25 protein-coding genes are annotated in these 21,222 nt (G+C 65.5%); 12 read left to right on the top strand and 13 right to left on the bottom strand.

Annotated features, from left to right (window positions below; translation table 11 throughout):
• Positions 1–3 precede the first annotated feature (3 nt).
• From B4393_RS11350 to B4393_RS11340, 3 genes are all read right to left on the bottom strand, one after another.
• Positions 4–2,001 carry an esterase/lipase family protein gene (locus B4393_RS11350; protein ID WP_078334229.1) on the bottom strand — a complete coding sequence of 666 codons (1,998 nt, stop codon included), beginning with the start codon at positions 1,999–2,001 and terminating at the stop codon, positions 4–6.
• Positions 2,002–2,097: 96 nt separating this feature from the next.
• Entirely contained in the window at positions 2,098–3,519 is a 1,422-nt protein-coding gene (locus B4393_RS11345; protein WP_078334228.1) for an amidase, read from the bottom strand.
• Positions 3,516–4,139 carry a TetR/AcrR family transcriptional regulator gene (locus B4393_RS11340; RefSeq protein WP_078334227.1) on the bottom strand — a complete coding sequence of 208 codons (624 nt, stop codon included), beginning with the start codon at positions 4,137–4,139 and terminating at the stop codon, positions 3,516–3,518. The genes B4393_RS11345 and B4393_RS11340 overlap by 4 nt, the downstream gene beginning before the upstream one ends.
• Before the next feature lie 91 nt (positions 4,140–4,230).
• Between B4393_RS11340 and B4393_RS11335 the strand changes: the two genes are divergently transcribed.
• The 3 genes from B4393_RS11335 to purM are packed head-to-tail and all read left to right on the top strand — an operon-like array spanning position 4,231 to position 7,431.
• A complete protein-coding gene (locus B4393_RS11335) occupies positions 4,231–5,229 on the top strand; it encodes a Rieske 2Fe-2S domain-containing protein (RefSeq protein ID WP_078334226.1) in 999 nt (332 codons plus the stop codon).
• The gene (locus tag B4393_RS11330; RefSeq protein ID WP_109558507.1) at positions 5,226–6,299 is read left to right on the top strand and encodes an NAD(P)H-dependent amine dehydrogenase family protein; all 1,074 of its coding nucleotides are present in this window, start codon (positions 5,226–5,228) and stop codon (positions 6,297–6,299) included. The genes B4393_RS11335 and B4393_RS11330 overlap by 4 nt, the downstream gene beginning before the upstream one ends.
• 49 nt (positions 6,300–6,348) lie before the next feature.
• Complete coding sequence (gene purM, locus B4393_RS11325; RefSeq protein WP_078282526.1) at positions 6,349–7,431, top strand: phosphoribosylformylglycinamidine cyclo-ligase; 1,083 nt, start codon at positions 6,349–6,351, stop codon at positions 7,429–7,431.
• Between the two features lie 27 nt (positions 7,432–7,458).
• Here purM and B4393_RS11320 read toward each other — a convergent pair whose 3' ends face one another.
• Positions 7,459–7,638: a DUF3073 domain-containing protein gene (locus tag B4393_RS11320; protein WP_070936690.1), complete on the bottom strand. Its 180-nt coding sequence runs from the start codon at positions 7,636–7,638 to the stop codon at positions 7,459–7,461.
• A 115-nt stretch (positions 7,639–7,753) separates the two neighbouring features.
• A complete protein-coding gene (ygfZ, locus tag B4393_RS11315; protein ID WP_078334225.1) occupies positions 7,754–8,857 on the bottom strand; it encodes a CAF17-like 4Fe-4S cluster assembly/insertion protein YgfZ in 1,104 nt (367 codons plus the stop codon).
• 70 nt (positions 8,858–8,927) lie between these two features.
• Between ygfZ and B4393_RS11310 the strand changes: the two genes are divergently transcribed.
• Entirely contained in the window at positions 8,928–9,782 is an 855-nt protein-coding gene (locus tag B4393_RS11310) for an aminodeoxychorismate lyase (RefSeq protein ID WP_078334224.1), read from the top strand.
• Positions 9,783–10,108: 326 nt separating this feature from the next.
• Here B4393_RS11310 and B4393_RS11305 read toward each other — a convergent pair whose 3' ends face one another.
• Entirely contained in the window at positions 10,109–10,726 is a 618-nt protein-coding gene (locus B4393_RS11305; protein WP_078334223.1) for a heme-binding beta-barrel domain-containing protein, read from the bottom strand.
• Between the two features lie 215 nt (positions 10,727–10,941).
• Between B4393_RS11305 and B4393_RS11300 the strand changes: the two genes are divergently transcribed.
• The 4 genes from B4393_RS11300 (at position 10,942) to B4393_RS11285 (ending at position 13,504) form a co-directional block, all read left to right on the top strand.
• Positions 10,942–11,448: a hypothetical protein gene (locus tag B4393_RS11300; RefSeq protein WP_078334443.1), complete on the top strand. Its 507-nt coding sequence runs from the start codon at positions 10,942–10,944 to the stop codon at positions 11,446–11,448.
• A 191-nt stretch (positions 11,449–11,639) separates the two neighbouring features.
• Positions 11,640–12,296: an MspA family porin gene (locus tag B4393_RS11295; protein WP_078334222.1), complete on the top strand. Its 657-nt coding sequence runs from the start codon at positions 11,640–11,642 to the stop codon at positions 12,294–12,296.
• A gap of 18 nt (positions 12,297–12,314) precedes the next feature.
• Complete coding sequence (locus B4393_RS11290) at positions 12,315–12,893, top strand: hypothetical protein (RefSeq protein WP_078334221.1); 579 nt, start codon at positions 12,315–12,317, stop codon at positions 12,891–12,893.
• A gap of 41 nt (positions 12,894–12,934) precedes the next feature.
• Positions 12,935–13,504: a hypothetical protein gene (locus B4393_RS11285; RefSeq protein ID WP_078334220.1), complete on the top strand. Its 570-nt coding sequence runs from the start codon at positions 12,935–12,937 to the stop codon at positions 13,502–13,504.
• 48 nt (positions 13,505–13,552) lie between these two features.
• Here the strand turns inward: B4393_RS11285 and B4393_RS11280 are convergent, their stop codons facing one another.
• Positions 13,553–13,930: a VOC family protein gene (locus B4393_RS11280; protein WP_078334219.1), complete on the bottom strand. Its 378-nt coding sequence runs from the start codon at positions 13,928–13,930 to the stop codon at positions 13,553–13,555.
• 92 nt (positions 13,931–14,022) lie between these two features.
• Here B4393_RS11280 and B4393_RS11275 point away from each other — a divergent pair, with 92 nt between their 5' ends.
• Complete coding sequence (locus B4393_RS11275; protein ID WP_078334442.1) at positions 14,023–14,826, top strand: helix-turn-helix domain-containing protein; 804 nt, start codon at positions 14,023–14,025, stop codon at positions 14,824–14,826.
• An 80-nt stretch (positions 14,827–14,906) separates the two neighbouring features.
• Here B4393_RS11275 and B4393_RS11270 read toward each other — a convergent pair whose 3' ends face one another.
• The 6 genes from B4393_RS11270 to lmeA form a co-directional block, all read right to left on the bottom strand.
• The gene (locus B4393_RS11270) at positions 14,907–15,212 is read right to left on the bottom strand and encodes a DUF1416 domain-containing protein (RefSeq protein WP_005064245.1); all 306 of its coding nucleotides are present in this window, start codon (positions 15,210–15,212) and stop codon (positions 14,907–14,909) included.
• 2 nt (positions 15,213–15,214) lie between these two features.
• Entirely contained in the window at positions 15,215–16,048 is an 834-nt protein-coding gene (locus B4393_RS11265) for a sulfurtransferase (RefSeq protein ID WP_030094247.1), read from the bottom strand.
• 52 nt (positions 16,049–16,100) lie between these two features.
• Complete coding sequence (locus B4393_RS11260; protein WP_078334218.1) at positions 16,101–16,574, bottom strand: DUF4395 domain-containing protein; 474 nt, start codon at positions 16,572–16,574, stop codon at positions 16,101–16,103.
• 82 nt (positions 16,575–16,656) lie between these two features.
• Positions 16,657–16,743, bottom strand: coding sequence for an Ms5788A family Cys-rich leader peptide (locus tag B4393_RS28450; protein ID WP_353615267.1), 87 nt, complete (start codon positions 16,741–16,743; stop codon positions 16,657–16,659).
• Between the two features lie 10 nt (positions 16,744–16,753).
• Entirely contained in the window at positions 16,754–17,173 is a 420-nt protein-coding gene (locus B4393_RS11255) for a thioredoxin family protein (protein WP_078334440.1), read from the bottom strand.
• 44 nt (positions 17,174–17,217) lie between these two features.
• The gene (gene lmeA / locus B4393_RS11250) at positions 17,218–18,021 is read right to left on the bottom strand and encodes a mannan chain length control protein LmeA (RefSeq protein ID WP_078334217.1); all 804 of its coding nucleotides are present in this window, start codon (positions 18,019–18,021) and stop codon (positions 17,218–17,220) included.
• A gap of 176 nt (positions 18,022–18,197) precedes the next feature.
• Between lmeA and B4393_RS11245 the strand changes: the two genes are divergently transcribed.
• The 3 genes from B4393_RS11245 to pstS all read left to right on the top strand — a co-directional run bounded on the left by B4393_RS11245 (position 18,198) and on the right by pstS (position 21,208).
• The gene (locus B4393_RS11245; RefSeq protein WP_078334439.1) at positions 18,198–18,989 is read left to right on the top strand and encodes a winged helix-turn-helix transcriptional regulator; all 792 of its coding nucleotides are present in this window, start codon (positions 18,198–18,200) and stop codon (positions 18,987–18,989) included.
• Between the two features lie 21 nt (positions 18,990–19,010).
• Positions 19,011–19,901 carry a mycothiol synthase gene (gene mshD, locus B4393_RS11240; protein WP_078334216.1) on the top strand — a complete coding sequence of 297 codons (891 nt, stop codon included), beginning with the start codon at positions 19,011–19,013 and terminating at the stop codon, positions 19,899–19,901.
• Positions 19,902–20,068: 167 nt separating this feature from the next.
• Positions 20,069–21,208: a phosphate ABC transporter substrate-binding protein PstS gene (gene pstS, locus B4393_RS11235; protein ID WP_070936670.1), complete on the top strand. Its 1,140-nt coding sequence runs from the start codon at positions 20,069–20,071 to the stop codon at positions 21,206–21,208.
• Positions 21,209–21,222 lie beyond the last annotated feature (14 nt).

The following is a 21,222-nucleotide window of genomic DNA, read 5'->3' as shown; positions in this document are numbered from 1 at the left end:
CGGCTAGGAGGCACCCGCAGTGTGCTCGTGCGACGGCCCGTCGGCGGCCTTCTTGTGATCACCGGAACTCGACGCCGAGCCGGTATCCGGATGCGCCGGCTTGTGGTCGCTTGCCCCACTCGGTGCGGAAGCCTGTTGTCCGCCAACGCTGGCTGACGGAGCCGTGTTCGCACTCCCGTTCGTGGTGGAGTTCTCGGTGCCGGAATGCGCGGCGGCCGAGGCGTCTGTGGCCGCCGCGCCGCTCTTCTTGGTCGCCGTCGGTGTCTTCTCAGTCTTCGTAGATCCCGACTCGGCCGCCGGACCGGCCGCATGGTCGGAAAGCCTGCTCCCCGCGGTTTTCCCATCGTGGGCTATGCCGTTGGCGCCGATACCGATCTTCGGCGTGATGGTGTTGGACTCGTGTGCCGCGGGCTTCGTGTCGACATCGGGCTTGCCCGGTGACTCTTTTGTCTTCGTTTCACCGGCCGCCGGAGAGGCCTTGGTGACCGGGCTCTCGGTGGCTTTGGCGAGGTGATCCGGCTGTGGGGAGGTCTTGCCGCTCGGTGTCTGTTCGGCCGGGTTGTTGGCAACCGTCACGCCGTGCGTCTCGCTGATCGAGACAGACTGGCCGTTGCGCTTCAACGTGACATCGCGTCCCGCGACCTCGAGGGTCGCTCCCGAAGGCGTGGTGACCGAGGTGCCGGTCGCGGCCTTGCCGACTGGCTCTTGAGATTGCTTGGTGGCGTTCTGCTTTGCAGATTCGGGCCGGTCTTCGATGGTCGCGACCACCTTGGTGCCCTCGGAGACGGTTGTGGTGCTGCCGTCTCTGCTGAGGGTGGTACCGGGATTGGCCTTGATCTGATCAGCCGAGCGCTGCGCCGACTGGCTGGACTTGAGGTAGTTGGTCACGGCAGAGATGACTTCCCTACCGTTCAGGCCGTGGTCGACCACCCCGTCGCGCGGCACTCCGGGCAGCGAATGTACTTCGATATTGACCGCAGTGGAACCCGGTGCCGCTGTGATGAATTGAGACTTATACGGGGTGGCGACGACATCATTTTTGGTGCTCACCACCAGGTAGTCGACACCAGGCTTGGTGTCCGGCAGCTTGTCGAGCTTGTCGAGAAAGCGGCTGCCCACCGTCTGTTGCGACAAGGACGGCCAGCCCAGCGTGCTGACAGCCGAATAGATCACGTCTTTGACGGGTTTCCAGCCGTTGATATCGACCAAATTACCAACCGGCGCAATGGCATCGGTGATTCCACTGAAGGTGGTGCCGTGACTCGAGGGCGCCAACTGGACAACATTGGCCACCCTGTCAGATTTGTCCTGTGCGACGAAATTCTTGATCAGCAGGCCGCCCTGCGAATGGCCGACGAGGTCGACCTTGCCGGCGCCGGTTTGATCCAAGACCGTCGCGACTTCGTGGGCAAGCTGTTGTGTGGACACGTCGACATCGCCGAAGCCGCGCAGCCCGATCTGCCGTCCGATCGAGCCCACGAGGCCCTGAAATCCCGTCTGTCCGTATTCGAAGGTGAATGCCTTCATCCCCGCATCATGCAGGCTCGTCTTCATCGCATCCCAATACTGCTGGTTCTCGGCAGTTCCGTGAACCAGGACGACCGGGATGCTTCCCGGTGTTGGTGTTCCGGGTTCGGTAGGGGAGGCGAGGGATTCGGATTTGATGACCGCATCCAGACCGTGGCCGTTCTCTACCGGATTCAGTGAGACGGTGGCCCGCCGGGTGATCGTGAGGGTAGGCGATGAATCGGAGGCGGCGGGCCCGGCCCCGAGCGGTGTCGAGTCCGAGGTCAGGGAAATGTATCCGGACTCCACTGTCAACGTGATCGGAGCAGACAACGAATTCTCTGAGATCGTGTGGAGGGCCGCGGGCGCCCCGTCCGTGACCACCAATGATGCGACCAGGCATGCGGCCAAGAGAACTCGCAGCCTGGCTGCGCGGGGGTGATGCGATAGGGGATTCCGTGAGGCACCGCGTGCGCGGTACGACGCCGTCGGCATGCATAAAACGGTAGGTGCTCAGCCGGTGGATCGCATGTCGAGCGCCCTAATTTTGTTGCAACACTGATGATTTGTGATTGGCATCACGAACGTGGGCTAGCCCATCATCGAGAACGGCTGCGCTTCCTCGATTTCCAACGCGAGCTCAAGCAGGGTCCGCTCGCCGCCACGGCGGCTGCTGAGCATGACCCCGATAGGCAGACCGTCGGGATCTTCGCCGAGCGGTAGCGATATCGCCGGGGCGCCGGAGGCATTGTGTACCGGGGTGAATCCGACGTATGAGCTGAGTTTGTCCAGCAGCACCTCGGGATCCTGATCCGGCGTGAGATATCCGATGCGCGGCGTGGTGTGGGTGAGCACCGGCGTGAGCACCGCATCGATACCGGTGCCGAATCCGCGTTCGTACACCCGGGCGGACGCGGCCAGGCGGGCCAAGAACAGCGGTGTGCGGTACGAGCGCCTGACAAACCGGCGGCTGAGGCCGAGCGTCAGCGGGTCCAGCCGGGAGGCGTCGAACCCGTCGAACAACCGGGGACCGCCCTTGGCGACCGCGAACGCCAAGAGAGACCAGTAGTCCTCGAAGTCGACCTTGAATGAGGGCAGCACCGCCGGAGCATAGGGCTCGACGGTGTGGCCAAGGGACTCAAGCAGTTCCGCGGCCGAGTTCACCGCCTGCCGGGTCGCCGGATCCGTTGCCGGGGTGAAGGGGGAGTCCATGCACAGGCCGACGCGCAGCCGGCGCTGCACCGGGCGATCCACGCGGCCGATCGGTGTCAGCTTCGGATTGCGGTAGTGCAATTCTGCGGCCTCGAAGAACCGGGCACAGTCCCGGACGCTGCGTACCAGCACCCCGTCTGCGACGATCTTCACCGGCGCCGAGCTGCTCGAAGGATCACCCAAAAGTCTTCCACGACTGGGTTTTAGCCCCACCAGTCCGCAGGCCGCCGCGGGGATCCGGATGGAGCCGCCGCCGTCGTTGCCATGCGCGATGGGCACCACACCGGCGGCCACCAATGCCGCCGAGCCGCCGGAGGACCCGCCCGCGGAGAAGTCCGTGTGCCACGGATTGCGGGTCACCGAGCCACCCGAGCGTTCCGTGCTGGCCGACCAGCCGTATTCGGGCATGGTCGTCGACGCGATGGGCACGACCCCGGTGCTGAGGAACTGTTGCGTGAACGGCCCGTCGACGGTCTGCAGCGTCGGCGCGATGGCGGCAGAGCCTTCCGTCAGCGGCATGCCCGCCACGTGGATATTGCATTTCGTCGCGGTGGGTACACCCTGAAACGCGCCGAAGGCGCCGGTAGCGGTGGCACCCTCCGCGGCCTGCGCGCGCTCACGTGCACGGGGAAAGTCCTTGAATTCCACAGCATTGAGTGCGGGATTGACCCGCTCCAGCCGGACGATGGCGGCCTCGGCGCATTCGGCCGCGGTGACCTCGCCGGAAGCGATCCGCTCGGCGACCCCGGTGGCATCCAGGTCGCCCAGGGCGTCCTCGGTGAATGCGTGGATGCGGGTCATGCATGACCTCCTAAGTAGGCGACGATCGCGTTGGTCAGCCCTCGGCGGGCCTCCTCCAGATCCGAATAGGTACCCAGCTGTTTTTCCGACACGAGTCCGCGCATGGCGCCCGGGATGAAGGCCGCCACCTCGCGCACCCGGACCGGATCCACATCCAAGCCGTCGAACGCCTGCTGGCACGCCCGCGCCCAACGATGTTTCCACGAGGCCAGCTCAGCGGCCGTGTGGGGGTATATCCGTTCGAGCTCCGTGGGGTCGGGCGGCAGCGCCCGGCGCAGGTTCTCGATGGCCCGCGAGTCCGGAGCCGTCAAACCCCGAAACAGGGTCTCGACGATCGCGCTGACCCGTTGATCCAGCGGGCCCGTCGGGTCGTTGCGCCAGGGTTGATCGCCACGACGTTCGGCGGTGCGCTGCAGCACCGCGGCCCACAGCCCGTCGATATCGCCGAATTGATACTTCACGGCGCCCCAGGTGGCGCCGCACTCCTTGGCGATTCTGTTCGCCGATACCGCCGCCGGGTCGCCCGAGGCGAGCACCCGCAGGGCGGCGTCGAGCATGCTCTCGCGGGTTGCCAGACCGCGACGATTCGCCCGCCGCCCCGTGGCCACCACTTCGCTCATCCGGATGATGCTAGCGGGCGGAGAATTTTTCATAGAAGTCTCTGTGAAAAGTGGGTGGAGTGGATTACTGTCCCCGCTTGAGGAGGTTCCGATGCCGAAGCCGCCGTTGTCGATGAAGCCCACCGGGTGGTTCCAGGTTGCCTGGTCCGCGGAGATCGCCGTCGGCGCCGTGCGGCGGATGACCTACTTCGGGCGCGAGATGGTGGCCTGGCGTGCGCAGTCGGGGGAGCCGGCGGTGATGGACGCCTACTGCGAGCACCTCGGTGCGCACCTGGGCCACGGTGGACATGTCGAGGGCGACCGCATCGTCTGCCCGTTCCACGGATGGGAGTGGAACCGCGACGGCAGGAACGTGTGCATCCCCTACGAGAAACGGCCAAACCCGTTGCGGCGCATTCGGAGCTACCCGGTGGTGGAACGCAATGAGGCGGTCTACATCTGGCACGACATCGACGGCCGTGAACCGTTTTTCGACGTCCCGGATGTGTTCACCGGGTTCGACGACGGCAGCAGTGCCCAGGACTACTACCCAGGATTCCCGCACAGCACCCTGTATCGCGAACGGCTGCAACTGCATCCGCAGTATGTTCTCGAGAACGGGGTCGACTTCGCGCATTTCAAATACGTACACAGGACGCCGTTCATTCCGAAGTTCACTCGGCAGGAGTTCGAGAAGCCGATCTCCTACGTCGACTTCACCATCGCCTTCGACGAGATGCCGGGTATGTCCGCCGAGGACATGAAAAGCGGCGTGCAGGCCATCAACGGCGGCCTGGGCGTCGCCGTCACCAAGAGCTGGGGAATGATCGACAACCGCACCGTCTCGGCGGTGACTCCCGTCGATGACGAGACCTGTGACGTGCGGTTCACCGTCTTCATCGGCAGGCCATCCGGTGACGAATCCGCTGAGCCGCCACAGACCGCGAAGACGTTCTCGCAGGCCATCATCGACCAATTTCTCGCCGATGTTCACATCTGGTCGCATCAGCGGTACTCGGACCCGCCCGCCTTGGTGCGCGCCGAATACGAAGGCTTCATCGCCCTGCGCAAATGGGCGACACAGTTCTACCCGGAGGAGATCACGGCATGAGTGCAGTCAGGGTGTTTCAGGTCGCCACCGGAAATGTCGGCACCGAGATGATCAAGCGCATCGCCCGGCACCCCGATCTGGAGCTGGCCGGATTGCATTGCTACTCACCGGAAAAGATCGGCCGGGATGCCGGTGAGCTCGTGGGGCTCGAACCCAACGGAGTCATCGCCACCGGCACCGTCGACGAGATCATCGCCGCCAAGCCCGACGTACTGACCTTCCATGGGGTCTTCCCCGACGAGGATCTCTACGTCAAGGTGCTGGAGGCGGGCATCGACATCGTCACCACCGCCGACTGGATTACCGGGCATCACCGCGACCAGAATCACCCGCACCCGTCGGGCCGACCCACCACCGAGGTGCTGCAGCAGGCATGCGAACGCGGCGGATCGACCTTCTACGGCACCGGGATGAACCCGGGGCTGACGCAGATCCTGGGCGTTGTCCACTCCTGCGACGTCGCCGAGATCGAGAACGTGACCGTCATCGAATCGGTAGACGTGTCCTGTCATCACTCGGTGGACTCCTGGGAGATGGTCGGATACGGGCGGCCCGTGACCGACCCCGAGATTCCGTCGCTCTTGGAGAAGGGCACCCGCGTGTTCGCCGACGGGGTATACCTGATGGCCGACTGCTTCGGTCTGAAACTCGATGACGTGACGTTTTCCTATGAGCTGGGCGCCTGCACCGAAGACGTCGACCTCGGTTGGTACCGGCTGCCCAAGGGCTCTCTGGGCGCCAACTACCTCAAATACCAAGGGATCGTCGACGGGGTGCCCAAGGTCGAGGTGCACGTCGAATGGCAGATGACCCCGAAGACTCAGCCGCACTGGAACGTCAAGGGCTGCTACATCACCAAGATCCAGGGCGATCCCTGCGTCTACAGCAAGCACATGGTCATCCCGAAGCCCGGCACCGACTTCTCCGACCCCGCCGCCTTCGCATCCGTCGGGATGACCGTCACGGGCCTGCCCGCGCTCAACGCCATCCGGAGCGTCATCGATGCCCCGCCGGGCATCCTCACCTCGGCCGACCTGCCACTGCGCGGATTCGCGGGGCGGTTCAAGTAGGGCTGTGCGGACACCGCTGACAGCTGGGACGGGTAGCCTAAGGCCCGTTATGAGCGAGCGAGCCGACAAACCCAGTAATTCGTACGCTGCGGCCGGGGTGGATATCGAAGCCGGTGACCGGGCGGTCGAGCTGTTCAAGAAATCCGTCGCCAAGACGCATCGCCCTGAGGTGCTGGGCGGTATCGGCGGCTTCGCCGGGCTGTTCGCCCTCAAGGGCGGATACCGCGAGCCGGTGCTGGCAGCCTCCACCGATGGCGTCGGCACCAAGATCGCCGTCGCCCAGGCCATGGACAAACGCGACACCGTCGGCCTCGATCTGGTGGCCATGGTCGTCGATGACCTGGTTGTGTGCGGGGCCGAGCCGCTCTTCCTGCAGGACTACATTGCCGTCGGCAAGGTGGTGCCCGAACGCGTCAGCGAGTTGGTCGCCGGTATCGCCGAGGGATGCGCCATCGCAGGCTGCGCGTTGCTCGGTGGCGAGACCGCCGAACATCCGGGCCTGATGGCCCCCGACGACTTCGACCTGTCGGCCACCGGGGTGGGCGTGGTGGAGGCCGACCGGGTGCTGGGACCGGACCGGGTGCGTCCGGGCGATGTCGTGATCGCGATGCGATCCTCGGGTCTGCATTCCAACGGGTACTCGTTGGCACGGCACGTGCTACTCGAAATCGACCGGATGGACCTGTTCGGGCAGGTCGAGGAGTTCGGCCGCACTCTCGGCGAGGAGCTCCTGGAGCCCACCCGCATCTATGCCAAGGACTGCCTGGCGCTGGCCGCCGAGACCGAGGTGCGGACCTTCTGCCACGTCACCGGTGGCGGGCTCGCGGGCAATCTCGCCCGCGTGATCCCCGACGGATTGGTCGCCGAACTCGACAGGGGTAGTTGGACTCCCGGTCCGATCTTCGCGATGATCGCCCAGCGCGGGCGCATCGAGCGTGCCGAGATGGAAAAGACCTTCAACATGGGCGTCGGCATGGTCGCCGTCGTCGCGCCCGAAGACGTCGACAGGGCACTCGCGGTCCTGACCGCACGACACATCGACTGCTGGACCCTTGGCGCCATCAAGAAGAAGTCGGGCAAGGATTCGGGCAGCGAAAGTGCCTTACTCGTGGGACAACACCCGAGGTTCTAGAACCTCGGGTGGGTTACCGCAGGGCCGTTACCGGCGCCAGGCGTCCTCGTCGTCCGTCCAGCGGTCGCTGGCGCGGTCGTCATCCGGCTGAGATACCGGAGCGCCGGAAAGTTCACGGCGGAGTTGCTCGAGATCCGTGTTAGGAGAGCTGTATTTCAGCTCGCGAGCAACCTTGGTCTGCTTTGCCTTTGCCCGGCCGCGGCCCATGGGGGAACCCCCTCGCGCAATAGCGGAGCGGCCCAATTTCAGGGCGGCTCCGGTGGAGTGTTTTTATCGATCCTGACGATAGTTTAGCGTGCCGATCCACCAACTGCTGCACGCCCTAACTACCCGGTTGAACAGACCCTTGCCGCAGGCGGTTCACGGCCTCCCGCCCGCGCTGCTCACCCTGCAGGTCGGGCAGTAGATCAAGGTCAATGGCGGCAGGTGACGGACCCGCCGACAGGGGCGCCGGATTGCCGTTCGAAAGGGCCTCGACGACCGATCGTTTGACCAGAGCCAACGCTATGGGACCCAGGTCGACATGATCGACCACGGAGCCCACCCGGCCCACTGCGCGGCCGGCGGCGGCCACCTCGTCACCAGTGGATGGGCGATCGGCGGAACCATCCAGATGTAGCAACACCAGCACTCGCGGCGGCTTGCCCAGGTTGTGTACCCGGGCCACCGTCTCCTGCCCGCGATAGCAGCCCTTGGCCAGATGCACGGCCCGGGGATCGTCATCCGGGCCGATACCGCCGATCCAGGCCACCTCATGGGGGATGGTTCGCTCATCGGTGTCCAGGGTCAGCCGGGGACGCGTGGCAGCGACGCGGAGCGCCTCGAACGCCCACAGGCCGGCAGGACGCACGCCCAGACGTTCGGCCAGGCCCGCTCCGGACGGGATGAGGAGATCGAAGGTCGCGTCGGGCAGTGGCCACGGCATGCGCCTGATGAAGCCGCCACCGGGTAGCGCGACGGCGCTGTCGAGCTCGGGCAGGGCCGCGATTCCCAACTTCCCGGCCAGCTCGGCGGTGCTGGGCCCGAGCAGGGTGAAGACCTTCAGCTCGGACGCGGCGACCTCCACCTTGGCCCAGAACACCATCTTGGTGAGGAAGTCCCTGAGCGCCTGGCCACGCCATGGCTCGGTATCCAGGTACGTGACACCGTCCAGATCGGTTTGCACCCAGTGGTCTTCGACACGCCCCTGCCCGTCCAGGCTGAGGTTCTCCCGCGTCTGGCCGTCGCGTAGGTCGGCGACGTGCTGGCTGGAGATGGTGTGCAGCCAGCTCAGCCGTTCGGCGCCGGACACCGAAATGGTCGACCGACTTGACCTGTCCACCAGGACGGCGCCGGTCAGGGCCGCACGCTGCTCACCCAGGGGATCGCCGTAGTGCCACACCGCACCGGCGTCGGGGTTGCCTTCAGGTACGTAAACAGCCGTCATCGGTGCCTAATGTTCTTCACGCAAGCGGCTCATCACATGTTCAACTCTACGACCGCTAATCTCATTGCCCATGGCGGTAGCGGTGGTGGTCACACTCGACGGTGAAGTGCACGACCCCGCGGTGCCGCTGTTGCATGCCGACGAGCTTGCCGCTGTTCGCGGCGACGGGGCGTTCGAGACGGCACTGGTGCGTGGGGGCGCCGTCTGCAAGCTGGAAGCCCATTTGGACCGGATGGCCGTATCGGCGGCGTCGATGGATCTCGCCGAACCCGACCGTCCCGCCTGGCGGGCCGCGGTTCAGATCGCTGTACGGCAATGGAATTCGATGTCAGGTGCGGACGCCATGCTGCGCCTGGTGTACACGCGGGGGCGTGAAAGCGGCGGGGGTGCAACGGCATACCTGACCATCGCGCCGGTTCCCGCGCGCTCGTTGACGGCACGGCGCGACGGTGTCTCGGTGATCACCCTGGATCGCGGGTTACCCGCGCAACCCGCCGAACCGCTGCCGTGGCTGCTATCGGGCGCGAAGACGCTGTCCTACGCCATCAACATGTCCGCCCTGCGATACGCCGAAACTCAAGGGGCGCAAGACGTCATCTTCGTCAGCTCGGACGGATTCGTGCTCGAGGGACCGCGCTCCACGGTCATTGTGGACACCGGTGACGCCCTGGTGACACCGTTCCCGGAGCATGGGATCTTGCACGGAACCACCCAGCGGGCGCTTTTCGAGGTGGCGGCCGCCGAGGGGATTCAGTGCCGGTACGAGGCCGTCAAGCCTACTGATTTGATTGCCGCCCAAGATGTTTGGATGTTGGCCAGTATTACCTTGGCGGCACGGGTGCACACGCTGGACGGTGTCAGCCGCTCCGCGGGGCCGTTGGCTGCGCGGTTGCCCGAGCTGGTCGACAAGGCCATCGCGCTCTAGTTCCGATCGCTAGTTCTGATCGCCGCAGAATAAATCGGTTGTGGCACACCCTCTTGCGTCGTACCGTCGTCGGTACACACGGAAGGAGGTGGTCCGACACTTTGATTGGTTATTGGACATGTGAGGTGGCTGCTCGCTAGCTGCAGCCATGCGCTGCGGTGGGCAAATCCACAGCAGCCACCCGGCCCCCGAACCCTCGATGAGTCCGATCGAGCCGAACGGTTCGGGGGCCGCCCCCTTTTCCGGGGGCGGGTCCGTGGCGAGCATGCTGAAATGTGCGCTTTTCGTGCCATTTTCGGCACGTATGGGCATGCTCGGCGGAAGGGCTAGCCCGCGAAACGCGACAACCGCGCGGAAAGATGCGGTTCCAGGCCGCCGTCGGCGCCCACCCGCTCCTCGACATAGGCCAGGTCGCCGCCGTCGACAATGCCGTACAGCCGCTTGGCCCCGCCGATCAGCGCACCGGACTTGCTCCGGGCCAGCGCGTCGGTCACCAGTTCCCAGGATGAGGCGTTGAGCGGCTGGCCGTAGAACAGCTCGACAAAGCCCGCGGCGTGCGCCAGCACCAATTCGATGGCCTGACTCTCGGCGAGGTCATCGGGATCGGGTGCAAACCGCCAGAAACCGCTCTCACGCAGGGTCAGCCGGTCGAACCGCCCATCGGCATCCAACCGCCACGATCGTGAATCCCACGTGAGGTAGTCGCTGCCGTCGTGCGCGACGACAATCTGCTGTCCGAAGCGGTAATCGCCGTCGGCGTCCCTGCCCTCGCCCTCGCCGCGCCACACCCCAACCAGGGGCAGCAGGGCCAGCATCGCCCCGTTGAGGTCCGGGCCTTCGCGCAGGTTAGCGGTATCGGCTGGGATGGGGAGGTCTTGGAAGGTGGGGAGATTCCTCCCCACCGATGGCCGCTGCTCGGCGGCGGTCGGATCCGGTTCCGTCACGACTCGTCGGTGATCAGCCGGTACAGCGCGTACAGCGCGAACCAGGTGATGACGAGCACCGCGGCCACCAACATGATCTCGAAGAAGAGCACCACGGGATGGGAGCTTACCTGGGATAACGGTGTGACCCACAACTCGCCGGGTAACGTCGACTACAGCTACCGCGATGGAAAGGTGTGAAGGTCTTGCCCGGGCGATGGTTATCTGCACTTTTCGTGTCCAGCGCGGTTTTCGCCGCGCTTGTCGCGGCACCCGCAGCGAATGCGCAGCCGCCGAAGTTCCCGGATGTCGACTCCTACCCGGCCGCCGATCTCGCCGAATACCAGGTGATCGGCGCGCACCCGAGCATGTCGGGATGGGTCTTCAGCACCCCCAGCGGTCTCAGATGCCAGAGCAACATGATCGCCGACCTGGGGGTGTCCTGTACCGGGCCGATCGTAGGTGCCGGTGTGGGCATGAATTCCGTGGTGGTGTCGCTAACCAAGCCGGGGCTCATCGCGCAGTACGAGCAGAGCCCAGACGACCACACGTATCCGTTGCTGCCGACCGGCTCGAAGATCGCGCCGGGCAATGGGACCGTTTGCGCAGTCCTCGCCGACGACGCGCTGGCCTGCCGCGCCAAGAAGCCCGATTCCTGGCCCGCGGACACCCAGGACCCGCCCGATCGGCACTACGGCGAACACGGATTCGTCATGCAGCCCTCCAGTAGTTGGGTCTACTGAATCGTCTCGATGGGGGACAGCCTTACCTCCGAGTAGAGGTAAACCCCACCTTATTTCCGTTCAGCCGTCGTTCACCGGAACTGGGATCGGCGTTAACTGGGCGCTAGCTAGAAATAACCCGCTCAGTTCGCGCTGAACTGGCCGGGCAGAACCGCTGCTACGGCTCTTCAGCACTCACCTGGAAGGCCGACATGGCAGGAACGTTCATTCGATGTATCCGCACCGCGTGCTTCGCGGCAGTGGCCGTGTGTTTCGCCGCGGTGACAGCTCCCACCGCCAGCGCGGAACCGGTGACCATGCAACCGGAGGACCTGGATCAGGTGACCCCGGACGGTTGGCATATCCATCTGAACAGCTACAACGAGGTCGTCAACTCGATCCCGAACCTCGCCAATGCGTCGAACTCGCGCGAGGCCTTCGTCAATCTGTACTCGTCGGCGGCAGTCACTGGCGGACAGGGATCAATCCTGGACAGCCTCTTCATCATGGGATACCAGCTGGGCTGCCAGTCCGATGTGTCGAGCGGACTGCAATTGGGTGGAGCGGTCTCCGGCGGCGTGAGCGGCACCGGGTCTTTGGGGTCGAGCAACTCCATCGGCGGGTCCGTGGGCGGCGGCGCCACCGGCTACGTGCAGACCGACCTGGAACCTGGCGTCATCGTCGACCTGCCGATGTCCAACATGGCGCTGAACCCGTCGGGCCGAGCGACGCTGGATATTACGAACCTGCACGTCAAAGTGGACGCCTGCGGCGGAGACGTCACCATCCGGTCGTACGCGTACCTGCGTATCTCGACCACCGGCGCGCATTCCTCGTATGCCATCTACGGCGAACCGATCAAGATCTAGACGAGGACGGTCACCCGAATGGCATCACGCATCAATACGGGCGCGGCTCTGCTCGCCGCCCTCCTGAGCGCGGGTTTCTTCCTGGCGCCCAGCGCACTGGCCGCGCCGTCGCCTCCCGTCCCGCCGGGCCCGCCGCCGGGATACGACGGGCTGCCGTACCACAACATGCCGGGCCGGATCGGTCATCAACCCGGCGCCTATACCTACATCCTCGGCTTCTGGATGCGTCCGCGCCGGGTCCTCGACGCCGCGGGTACCAGCGCGATGAGCAACACGGATTCGGACTCGGCGGAGTTCGGAATGCCCGGCTCGGAACTCGGCGTCGAACCGCTGCGCAACTCGACGCTGGGGGTCGCGCCGGGTGTGCGCCCGGAATCGCCGATGGATTCGATCGGTGCGCCCGATCCGGCCGCTGGCGTGGTGCCCGGGGCCAGCATGCCGGGCGGCGCCCCCGGAGGTCTGGAAGACCCCGTCCCCGGCACGCATCAGCCACCACCGGCCGCCGACAGCGAGTCCGTTCAGCCGAAGGCGAACGGAACCATCGCACCCGGCTCACTCAACAGCGACCCGGACCTGGGCCCCGCCGCATCGCACTGAATGAACTTGCGCCGCAATACAATACGAAGGACTTCCACAGTATGAGAGCATATATCCGCGACGCCGGTGTGATCGCGGCATTCGTGGTCGCCGGCCTACTCGGCGCGCCCAGCGCCGCTGCCGACCCCTCGGTTCCCGGTGACCCGACCGGGCAGATCTACTCGCCGCCCGGCTACATCGGCTACTACCCGGGTGTCTATGGATTGCAATCCATTTGGTCGTTGACCCCGCCGCCCCGCGTTCGCGACGCGGGAGGCACTCGGGCCATGACCAACGCCGATCCCGAGTCGGCTCATGTCGGCCTGCCCGGCGATCGCTTGGGGGTGCAGCTCAAGCATGTCTCGGTGAAGCCGCACGAGGCCGGTCCGCAAGGCCAGGTCTTCGGTACTCGCCCGTCGTCACCCATGCAACAGACCGGGACACCGGAGGTGGCCGGAGGTACCGCGCCGGGGGCGACGGCCGCTACCGGCCGCCAGAACATCCCCACCGGACAGCCCATCGGTCTGGAGGATCCGTCTCCTACCGGGAACGCACCCGATCGGCCGATGCCCGGCCTCGAGGCCAGGCAGCCGTCCCGAAGCGCGGCGGCCGCACCGGACACCGCGAACTGATCCACGTGTCGAGACGGTGGCGGCCAACGGATGTCGGTGACCGATGACCTACTCCTTGGGTGGGCACAGACAGAACGGATGTCCGTCCGGGTCCACCATCACCCGGTAGGAGTCGCCGCCTGGCTGCTCGGAGGCAACCGTGGCGCCGAGACCCGTGGCTTGGTCGACGGCGGCACGGAGGTCGTTCACGCGGAAGTCGAGGTGAAACTGCTGCGGATGCTTCTGGCTGGGCCACTGCGGTGACGAATAGTTCTGCACGCCTTGGAAATTGATATTCTGTGAGCCGATCGCCACCGACGCGTATCCGTATTCGGGATATTCACCCGTGACCGTGCCACCCGTGAGTTCGGCATAGAAACGGGCCAGTGCGGAGGCGTCGGAGCAATCGATGGTGAACGCAAGCAGTTCGGTAACAGCAGTACTCATGTGTTCACCCTGCCTAAGCTGAGGCGGTGCCGTCTTGGACCAACCCGACAGAACCGCGGGAGGGTCTGGGTGCGGATCCGTGGCGCGCGGTAGTGCGTCCCGAAGGGCTGTTACCGCGCATCGACCGAGTGGTGCTGCCGGGCCGCGGACCACTGCGTGATTGGGTGGAAAGGATTTGGTCGCTCTCCTGGGCCGAACCCGTACCGGCGGACTTCTCCGGTGTCATCGCCCACCCGACGGTGCATCTCACCCTCGAAGGCGGGCCGCCGGGCGAGATTCGGCACGGACATCGGCTTCCGGCCGGACTGCTGCACGGGGTGGTGACCGAGCGATTTGCCGTCGATCTGCCGGCACCCGGCTGGGTGGTCGGCTTACATCTGACGCCGGGAGCGATCTTCGACCTGACCGGCACCGAGGCCAGCACGTGGACGGGCCAAGTGGTTCTCTGGGACCAGGCCTGGCCGGGCTGGGATCTGACGGCGGTGTGGGAGGCGCGCGATGCGCGGGCTCGTGCCGAGGCAATCGAGAGGGCGGCACAAGAGATGATGGGCGGTCGGCGGCCGACCGCCGACGGTCACCGTGCTCGCAGCGTCGAACGGCTGGTGCGTACCGATCCGAGCATCGCATCGGTGGCAGATCTCGCCGCGAGGGTGGCGCTGTCACAGCGCTCACTGCAGCGATTGTGTCGCAGCCACCTCGGAGTATCGCCACGTTGGCTGCTGCGGCGGGCTCGAGTGATCGATGCCCATCAGCTGCTTTCCGAGACCGATCTCGACGTCGCAGAGGTGGCGAGCCGGCTGGGCTGGTACGACCAGGCCCACCTCACCCGCGACTACACCAAGTTGACAGGCACACCCCCGGTGCGGCTGCGCCAGGAACGGCGCGAAGGTCGTTAGATGACAAGACCGCAACTGCGCACGTCGTTCTCCGGGTGGGGAGGTGCGCAGTCGCGGTCTCGGTCAACGGCCTAAGCTGCTCAGCTTTCGATCTTGATGTCGACCTCGTGGATCCCGGCGCCGGTGGGGCTCACCGTCGCGGTGCCGTTCCCGGCCGAGGACAACGCCCGCAGCGTCCAGTCGCCCGGTGCGGCGAAGAACCGGAAGTCGCCGGTCGCCGACGCCACCACCTCGGCGGTGAACTCATCCGAGGAATCCAGCAGGCGCACAAAGGCACCGCCCACCGTCTGACCGTTGCCATCGACCACGCGGCCGGTGATCACGGTTTCCTTCTCCACGTCGACGCCCGCCGGAATGGCCAGGCCCTGCTTCGGTGCACTGCACATAACTAGCTTCCCAACTCGATCGGGGCTCCCACCAGGGAGCCGTATTCGGTCCAACTGCCGTCGTAGTTCGTCACGTTCTGGTGTCCCAGAAGCTCCTGCAACACGAACCAGGTGTGCGAGGAACGCTCACCGATACGGCAGTACGCGATGGTTTCCTTCTCACCGTCCAGCCCCGCGTCGGCGTAGAGCTTGGCCAGCTCTTCATCCGACTTGAAGGTGCCGTCTTCGTTGGCTGCCTTGCTCCACGGGACGTTGATGGCGCCGGGGACGTGCCCTGGACGCTGGCTCTGCTCCTGCGGCAGGTGCGCGGGGGCCAGGATCTTGCCGGAGAACTCGTCGGGCGAACGCACATCCACCAGGTTCTTGGCACCGATCGCGGCGATCACCTCGTCGCGGAAAGCGCGGATGGAGTTATCCGGGGCAGCGGCCTGGTAGGACGTCGCGGGGCGAGAAACGGTGTCGGTGGACAGCGCGCGGCCGTCCAGCTCCCACTTCTTGCGGCCGCCGTCGAGCAGCTTCACGTCCTGGTGCCCGTACAGCTTGAAGTACCAGTAGGCGTACGCGGCGAACCAGTTGTTGTTGCCGCCGTACAGAACCACGGTGTCGTCATTGCTGATGCCCTTGTCGGACAGCAGCTTCGAGAACTGCTGCTGGTCGACGAAGTCGCGCTTGACCGCATCCTGCAGATCGGTCTTCCAGTCCAGCCTGACGGCGCCTTCGATGTGGCCGACGTCGTACGCGCTGGTGTCCTCGTCCACCTCCACGAACACCGTGTTGGGGGCGGAAAGGTTGTCTTGCGCCCATTGGGCGGAGACCAGTACGTCAGAGCGTGCCATAAAGAGGACTTCCTTCCGTGTTTCTTGCGGGGTACTGAGTGGTTTTGCCGGGTTATTGAGCCGACGGTTGTGTATGGCGAAAACGAGTGACGAGGGGGTACAGCTGGCAGCCCAGGCAGATGCCGAAGGCAGCGTTCAGGAAGGCGGCACCGAGTGCGAGAGCGGTGGCGACCACACCAAGCAGGGTGAGGCCGGTAGCAAACCCGATGGTGCCGACGGCGGCGAAGCTGAAGCCCAGCAGCTGTGCGAACTGAAGAGGCGGGACGGGCTCGCGCTCGGTCACCGGGCTCAGCCGCGGCTGGATCAGCGTCCGGAAGATCGTTCCGTACGGGGCGCGATGCGGTCCCAGCAGCGCGCCAATCGCGAACACCACAGCTTGGAGCCCCAGGATCACCGCAGCGGCTGCCGGTGACACGGCAGACACGGCCAGGGTGACGATGAGAACGGTGGTGGTGACCCACGCCGAGAAGCGGGGGCCGCGAACGTCAACCTGACTGATTACAGGCGTGGTGTTGGCAGTGGTCATGGGTTGTTGTGCTCCTAAGGGTGGCGGATATGGCTACACCTTTTGGCGACCTGAATGCGGATGCACTCGAAGATGGCCGCGATTAGCAGCAACAACAACAGCAGCCCGCGACGCGGCACAGATCGACAGCGCGTCGTTTCGTGAGCATCGGCTCAAGGCGGGCTTGCACGGCGACGAGTTTACCCCGGCTGCGTCATGCCCTGCAGCGCAGTGCGCAGGTCCGCGGCCTTGGGCACTCCGGAGACCCGATATGCCTGCCGTCCGGTGGCATCGAAGATGAAGGTTGTCGGCAGCGAAAGCACTGAGAGGGCCCGTGCGGCGTCGGGATTCGCGTCGATATCGACCTCTATATGTGCGACCCCCGGCTGGTCAGCGGTCACCTGGTCGACGACCCGGCGGACCGAGGCACACGGCCCACACCACACCGCGCTGAAATGCACGATCGTCGGCCCGGTCGCTGAGAGTTCGATACCGGGCGGGGCCTGGACCCCATCTGTTCCGCCAGTGCCTTCGCGCAGCTTGCCGGACTTGCTCTTGATGGCCACGGCGATGAGGCTCGACGCCAGCAGTGCGACCGCAATCGCAATGACCGCGGTCACCAGTGGCGACGAGCCGCTCGCTTGAAGAGCGGACAGATCTGACCTCATGACTGCTTGAACGCGTCCAGGGAGATCGTTACTCCCTTGGCGATACCTTCGATGATCACATCTGATCCACGTGCGCCGACCGTTGTTGGTTCGATGGCGAAGGGAAGCTTCTGTCGGGGGACCACCTTGGTGAACGCGGCGAACACACCGGCCTGCTGCTCTTCGGGCACGTCGCGGTCGGCCGTTCCCGGGCCCGTGACCACGGACGTAGCGACGAACTGCAGATCTGTCTTGTCCGGTCCGCCGACGGACACGTCGACCGACACGGTCACCTTGTGTTGGAACTCACCTGTCTTGGGCGTCCCGGTGAACAGCAGACCCGTTCCCGTGGAGATGCCGGATTCGGTGGTGCCGCCGGTGGCGTCGTTCTGCTCCTTCGGCGGCGGTTCGACGGCGAGGTCATTGATTCCCATGAATCGGCCCAGGTGGTTGGAATCGATGATGATTCGGCTCTCCACGCGGTCCACCCGCAACGGGGAGTCGGGGCGGATCAGCCAGGAGGCCTGGGAGATGTCGATCCCGTGCAACGTGCCCTCCAGCGTTGCCTTCCCCGTCTCGGCGTGATCGACGCCATGCGCCTTGATCTCTACTTCCTTGTATCGGTGCGCGAGCGCCTGGGGGATGAAGGGAAACACCAGGATGGCCACCGACGGATCCGAGCTCAGGTTCGCCTCGGCGCGCAGCGTCCGGGACAGCCGATATTCGGCGTAGATCGCAAATCCGAAATCGGTGCCGGTGGCCACGATCGCCAGTGCACATACCGCCGCGATAGTGGCGATCAGGGGTTTGCGCATCTGCATATTCTGGCGTACCGCCGCACGCCCACCGTTCCCGACAGGCCCCGCCGGCCCGCGCTTGAGCGGCTCGTCCAACGCGCACGGTCGTCACGCGAACGGCTCGTCCGCGCTTATCAGCAGGTGGCGCGGTACATTATGGAGCACCTGGAGACCGAAGCACCCGGGTGTTGGAGGGCTCGTTGGACCTGTTGCTGCTGACCGCTGACCCAAATCCCGATGCGGTGCTGCCGTCTCTGTCGCTGCTCGCCCATACCGTGCGACCGGTGCCCAGCGAGGTGTCCTCGCTGTTGGAGGCGGGCTCTGCCGACGTGGCCATCGTCGACGCGCGCACCGATCTGGCGTCCGCGCGCGGACTATGCCGACTACTCGGAGCGGCCGGATCCTCGGTCCCGGTGGTCGCCGTGGTGAACGAGGGCAGCCTGGTCGCGGTCAACGTCGACTGGGGTTTGGATGACATCCTGCTGCCCGGCACGGGCCCCGCCGAGATCGACGCCCGGTTGCGTCTACTGGTGGGCCGTCGTGCCGGTGCGGTCAACGTGGAGAACGCCAGCAAGGTCGTTCTCGGTGAGTTGGTCATCGACGAGGGCACCTACACCGCGCGGTTGCGCGGTCGCCCGCTCGATCTCACCTACAAAGAATTCGAGCTGCTGAAGTATCTGGCGCAGCACGCCGGCCGGGTTTTCACCCGGGCCCAGCTGCTTCAAGAGGTGTGGGGATACGACTTCTTCGGCGGCACCCGCACCGTGGATGTCCACGTGCGTCGCCTGCGGGCCAAGCTGGGTGGCGAGTACGAGTCGCTGATCGGCACCGTGCGCAATGTCGGTTACAAGGCCGTGCGCCCGCCGCGCGCCAAGGGTGACCCCGGCGCGTCCGCAAGCCCCGGTACCGCGGAACCCGATATCGGCGAGATGGATGACGACGGTACCGGCGAGGACATCGCGTCCGAACCGGGGACGACCATCGCGGGGTAGATCTCCGACTAGCGTGACGGTATGACCGAATGGGTCCCGCTTCTCGATAGTCAACGCCAGCTACAGATACGCGAACTGGTTGTCGAAGCCACCCGCGTCGACGGTATCGCTCCCGTGGGGGAGCAGGTGTTGCGCGAGCTGCGCGGCACCGGGGCCAAGCACCTGGTTGCCGAGGACGGCGACGATGTGGCGGCCTACCTCAATATGGTGCTGCCCGACGAGGCCGCCGCCGAGAATGCCACGGCGATGGCCGAATTGGTGGTCGCACCGGTCGCCCGCCGCCGCGGGATCGGTTCGGCGATGATCCGGCAAGCCTTCCTCGAAGGGGGCGAGAGCACCCGTATCTGGGCTCACGGCGACCTGCCTGCCGCACAGGCGGTCGCAGCCAAGCTGGGGCTGGTCGCGCTGCGGCGGCTGCGCCAGATGCGTCGCCCGTTGGCCGAGCTGCCCGCACTCTCCCAAGACCCCAGCGTTGTCATCGGTCATTACCTTGGCTCCCAGGATGATTCGGATCTACTGCGCGTCAACAACGCCGCGTTCGCCTGGCATCCGGAGCAGGGAGGCTGGACTCAGGACGACCTCGCCGGCCGGTTTGATGAACGATGGTTCGACCCGGACGGGCTGTTCCTGGCGCGCGACGCGCACACCGGGGAACTTCTCGGATTCCATTGGACCAAAAGACATGTCGACAAGCCTGGGGTGGGCGAGGTGTACGTCGTCGGGGTTGATCCCGCCGCACAGGGCCGGGGATTGGGCCAGCTATTGACGCTGGTGGGACTGCATCATCTGGCGGGCCTCGGCTTGGACACCGTGTTGCTGTACGTCGAATCGGACAACGAAGCGGCGCTGCGGACATACCAGCGGCTGGGATTTCAGGTGGCGCTGACCGACGCCGCCTATGGTCGTGCCTGACAGGGCGTTTACCTGCGATAACAACCGGACTGTCAAGTCTGTGAGTTCACTTTCCGTTTACCTGCGGGCCGGTGCCCGTCCATTGACTGCCTTTAGTTTCCGGGGTGCGCGTAGAAGATTCCATCCCCGTCATCGTCTTCCATCACATATGCGAGAAAGCGAGAGCCGTGAACCTCAAGGCCGTGAATCTTAAGAGCACCGGCACCACGATCTTCGCGGCGGCCGCCGCGGTCGCTCTGTCCGCAAGCCTTGCCGCCTGCGGAACCGACAACACCACCGGAGGTTCCTCCTCCAGCGCCTCCGGCTCTGCTTCCGCATCGGGCGACTGTGCGGGCAAGGCCAAGCTGAGCGCCGAGGGCTCGTCGGCTCAGAAGAACGCGTTCGACATCTTCGCCAACGAGTACTCGACCGCGTGCCCCGGAAAGTCGATCAACTACAACCCCACCGGGTCGGGCAAGGGACGCGACAACTTCATCGCCGGACAGGTCGACCTTGGTGGTTCGGACTCGGCGCTGTCCGAGGAAGAGGCCGGCAAGGCCAAGGAGCGCTGCGGTGGCAACGAGGCATGGAACCTGCCCGTCGTCTTCGGCCCAATTGCGTTGGCGTACAACGTCCCCGGTGTGGATAAGCTGGTCCTGAACGCGGACACCGCCGCCAAGATTTTCACCGGCGTCATCACCACCTGGAACGACCCGGCCATCGCTGCCCTCAACCCGGGCGCGACGCTGCCGGACACCAAGGTCACCCCGGTGTACCGCAAGGACAAGTCGGGCACCAGCGAGAACTTCGGCAAGTACCTCACCACCGCCGCCCCGGAGAGCTGGACCAAGGGCAGCAGCGGCAGCTGGGAAGGTGGCGCCGGTGAGAGCGCAGAGAAGTCCTCGGGTGTGGCCGAGAAGGTCAAGGCCTTGCCCGGCGCCATCACCTACGTGGAAAAGGGCTACGCCGACGACCTCAAGATGGAGTACGCGCAGATCGACAGCGGTGCCGGCGCGGTTGCGCTGACCCCGGAGACCGCCGCGGCCTCGGTGGAGACCGCCAAGTTCGCGGGCGAGGGTAACGACCTCAAGCTGGACCTGGCCTCGATCTACGGGACCAAGACTGCGGGTGCCTACCCGATCGTGCTGGCTACCTACGAGATCGTCTGCTCCAAGGGCTACAAGGACGCCGACGTCGCCGCCGCGGTGAAGTCGTTCCTGACGGTCGCGGTGAACCAGGGACAGAAGGGTCTGTCCGATGTGGGCTACGCCCCGCTGCCCACGCAGTTCAAGTCCCGCCTCGAGACGGCCATCAAGGCGCTCGCTTAGCAGCGGTAGGTCCC

This window comes from Mycobacteroides franklinii (assembly GCF_002013895.1).
Taxonomy (GTDB): Bacteria; Actinomycetota; Actinomycetes; order Mycobacteriales; family Mycobacteriaceae; genus Mycobacterium; species Mycobacterium franklinii.
Note: the sequence above shows the minus strand (reverse complement) of the source record. Positions and strands in the feature narration are given on the sequence as shown.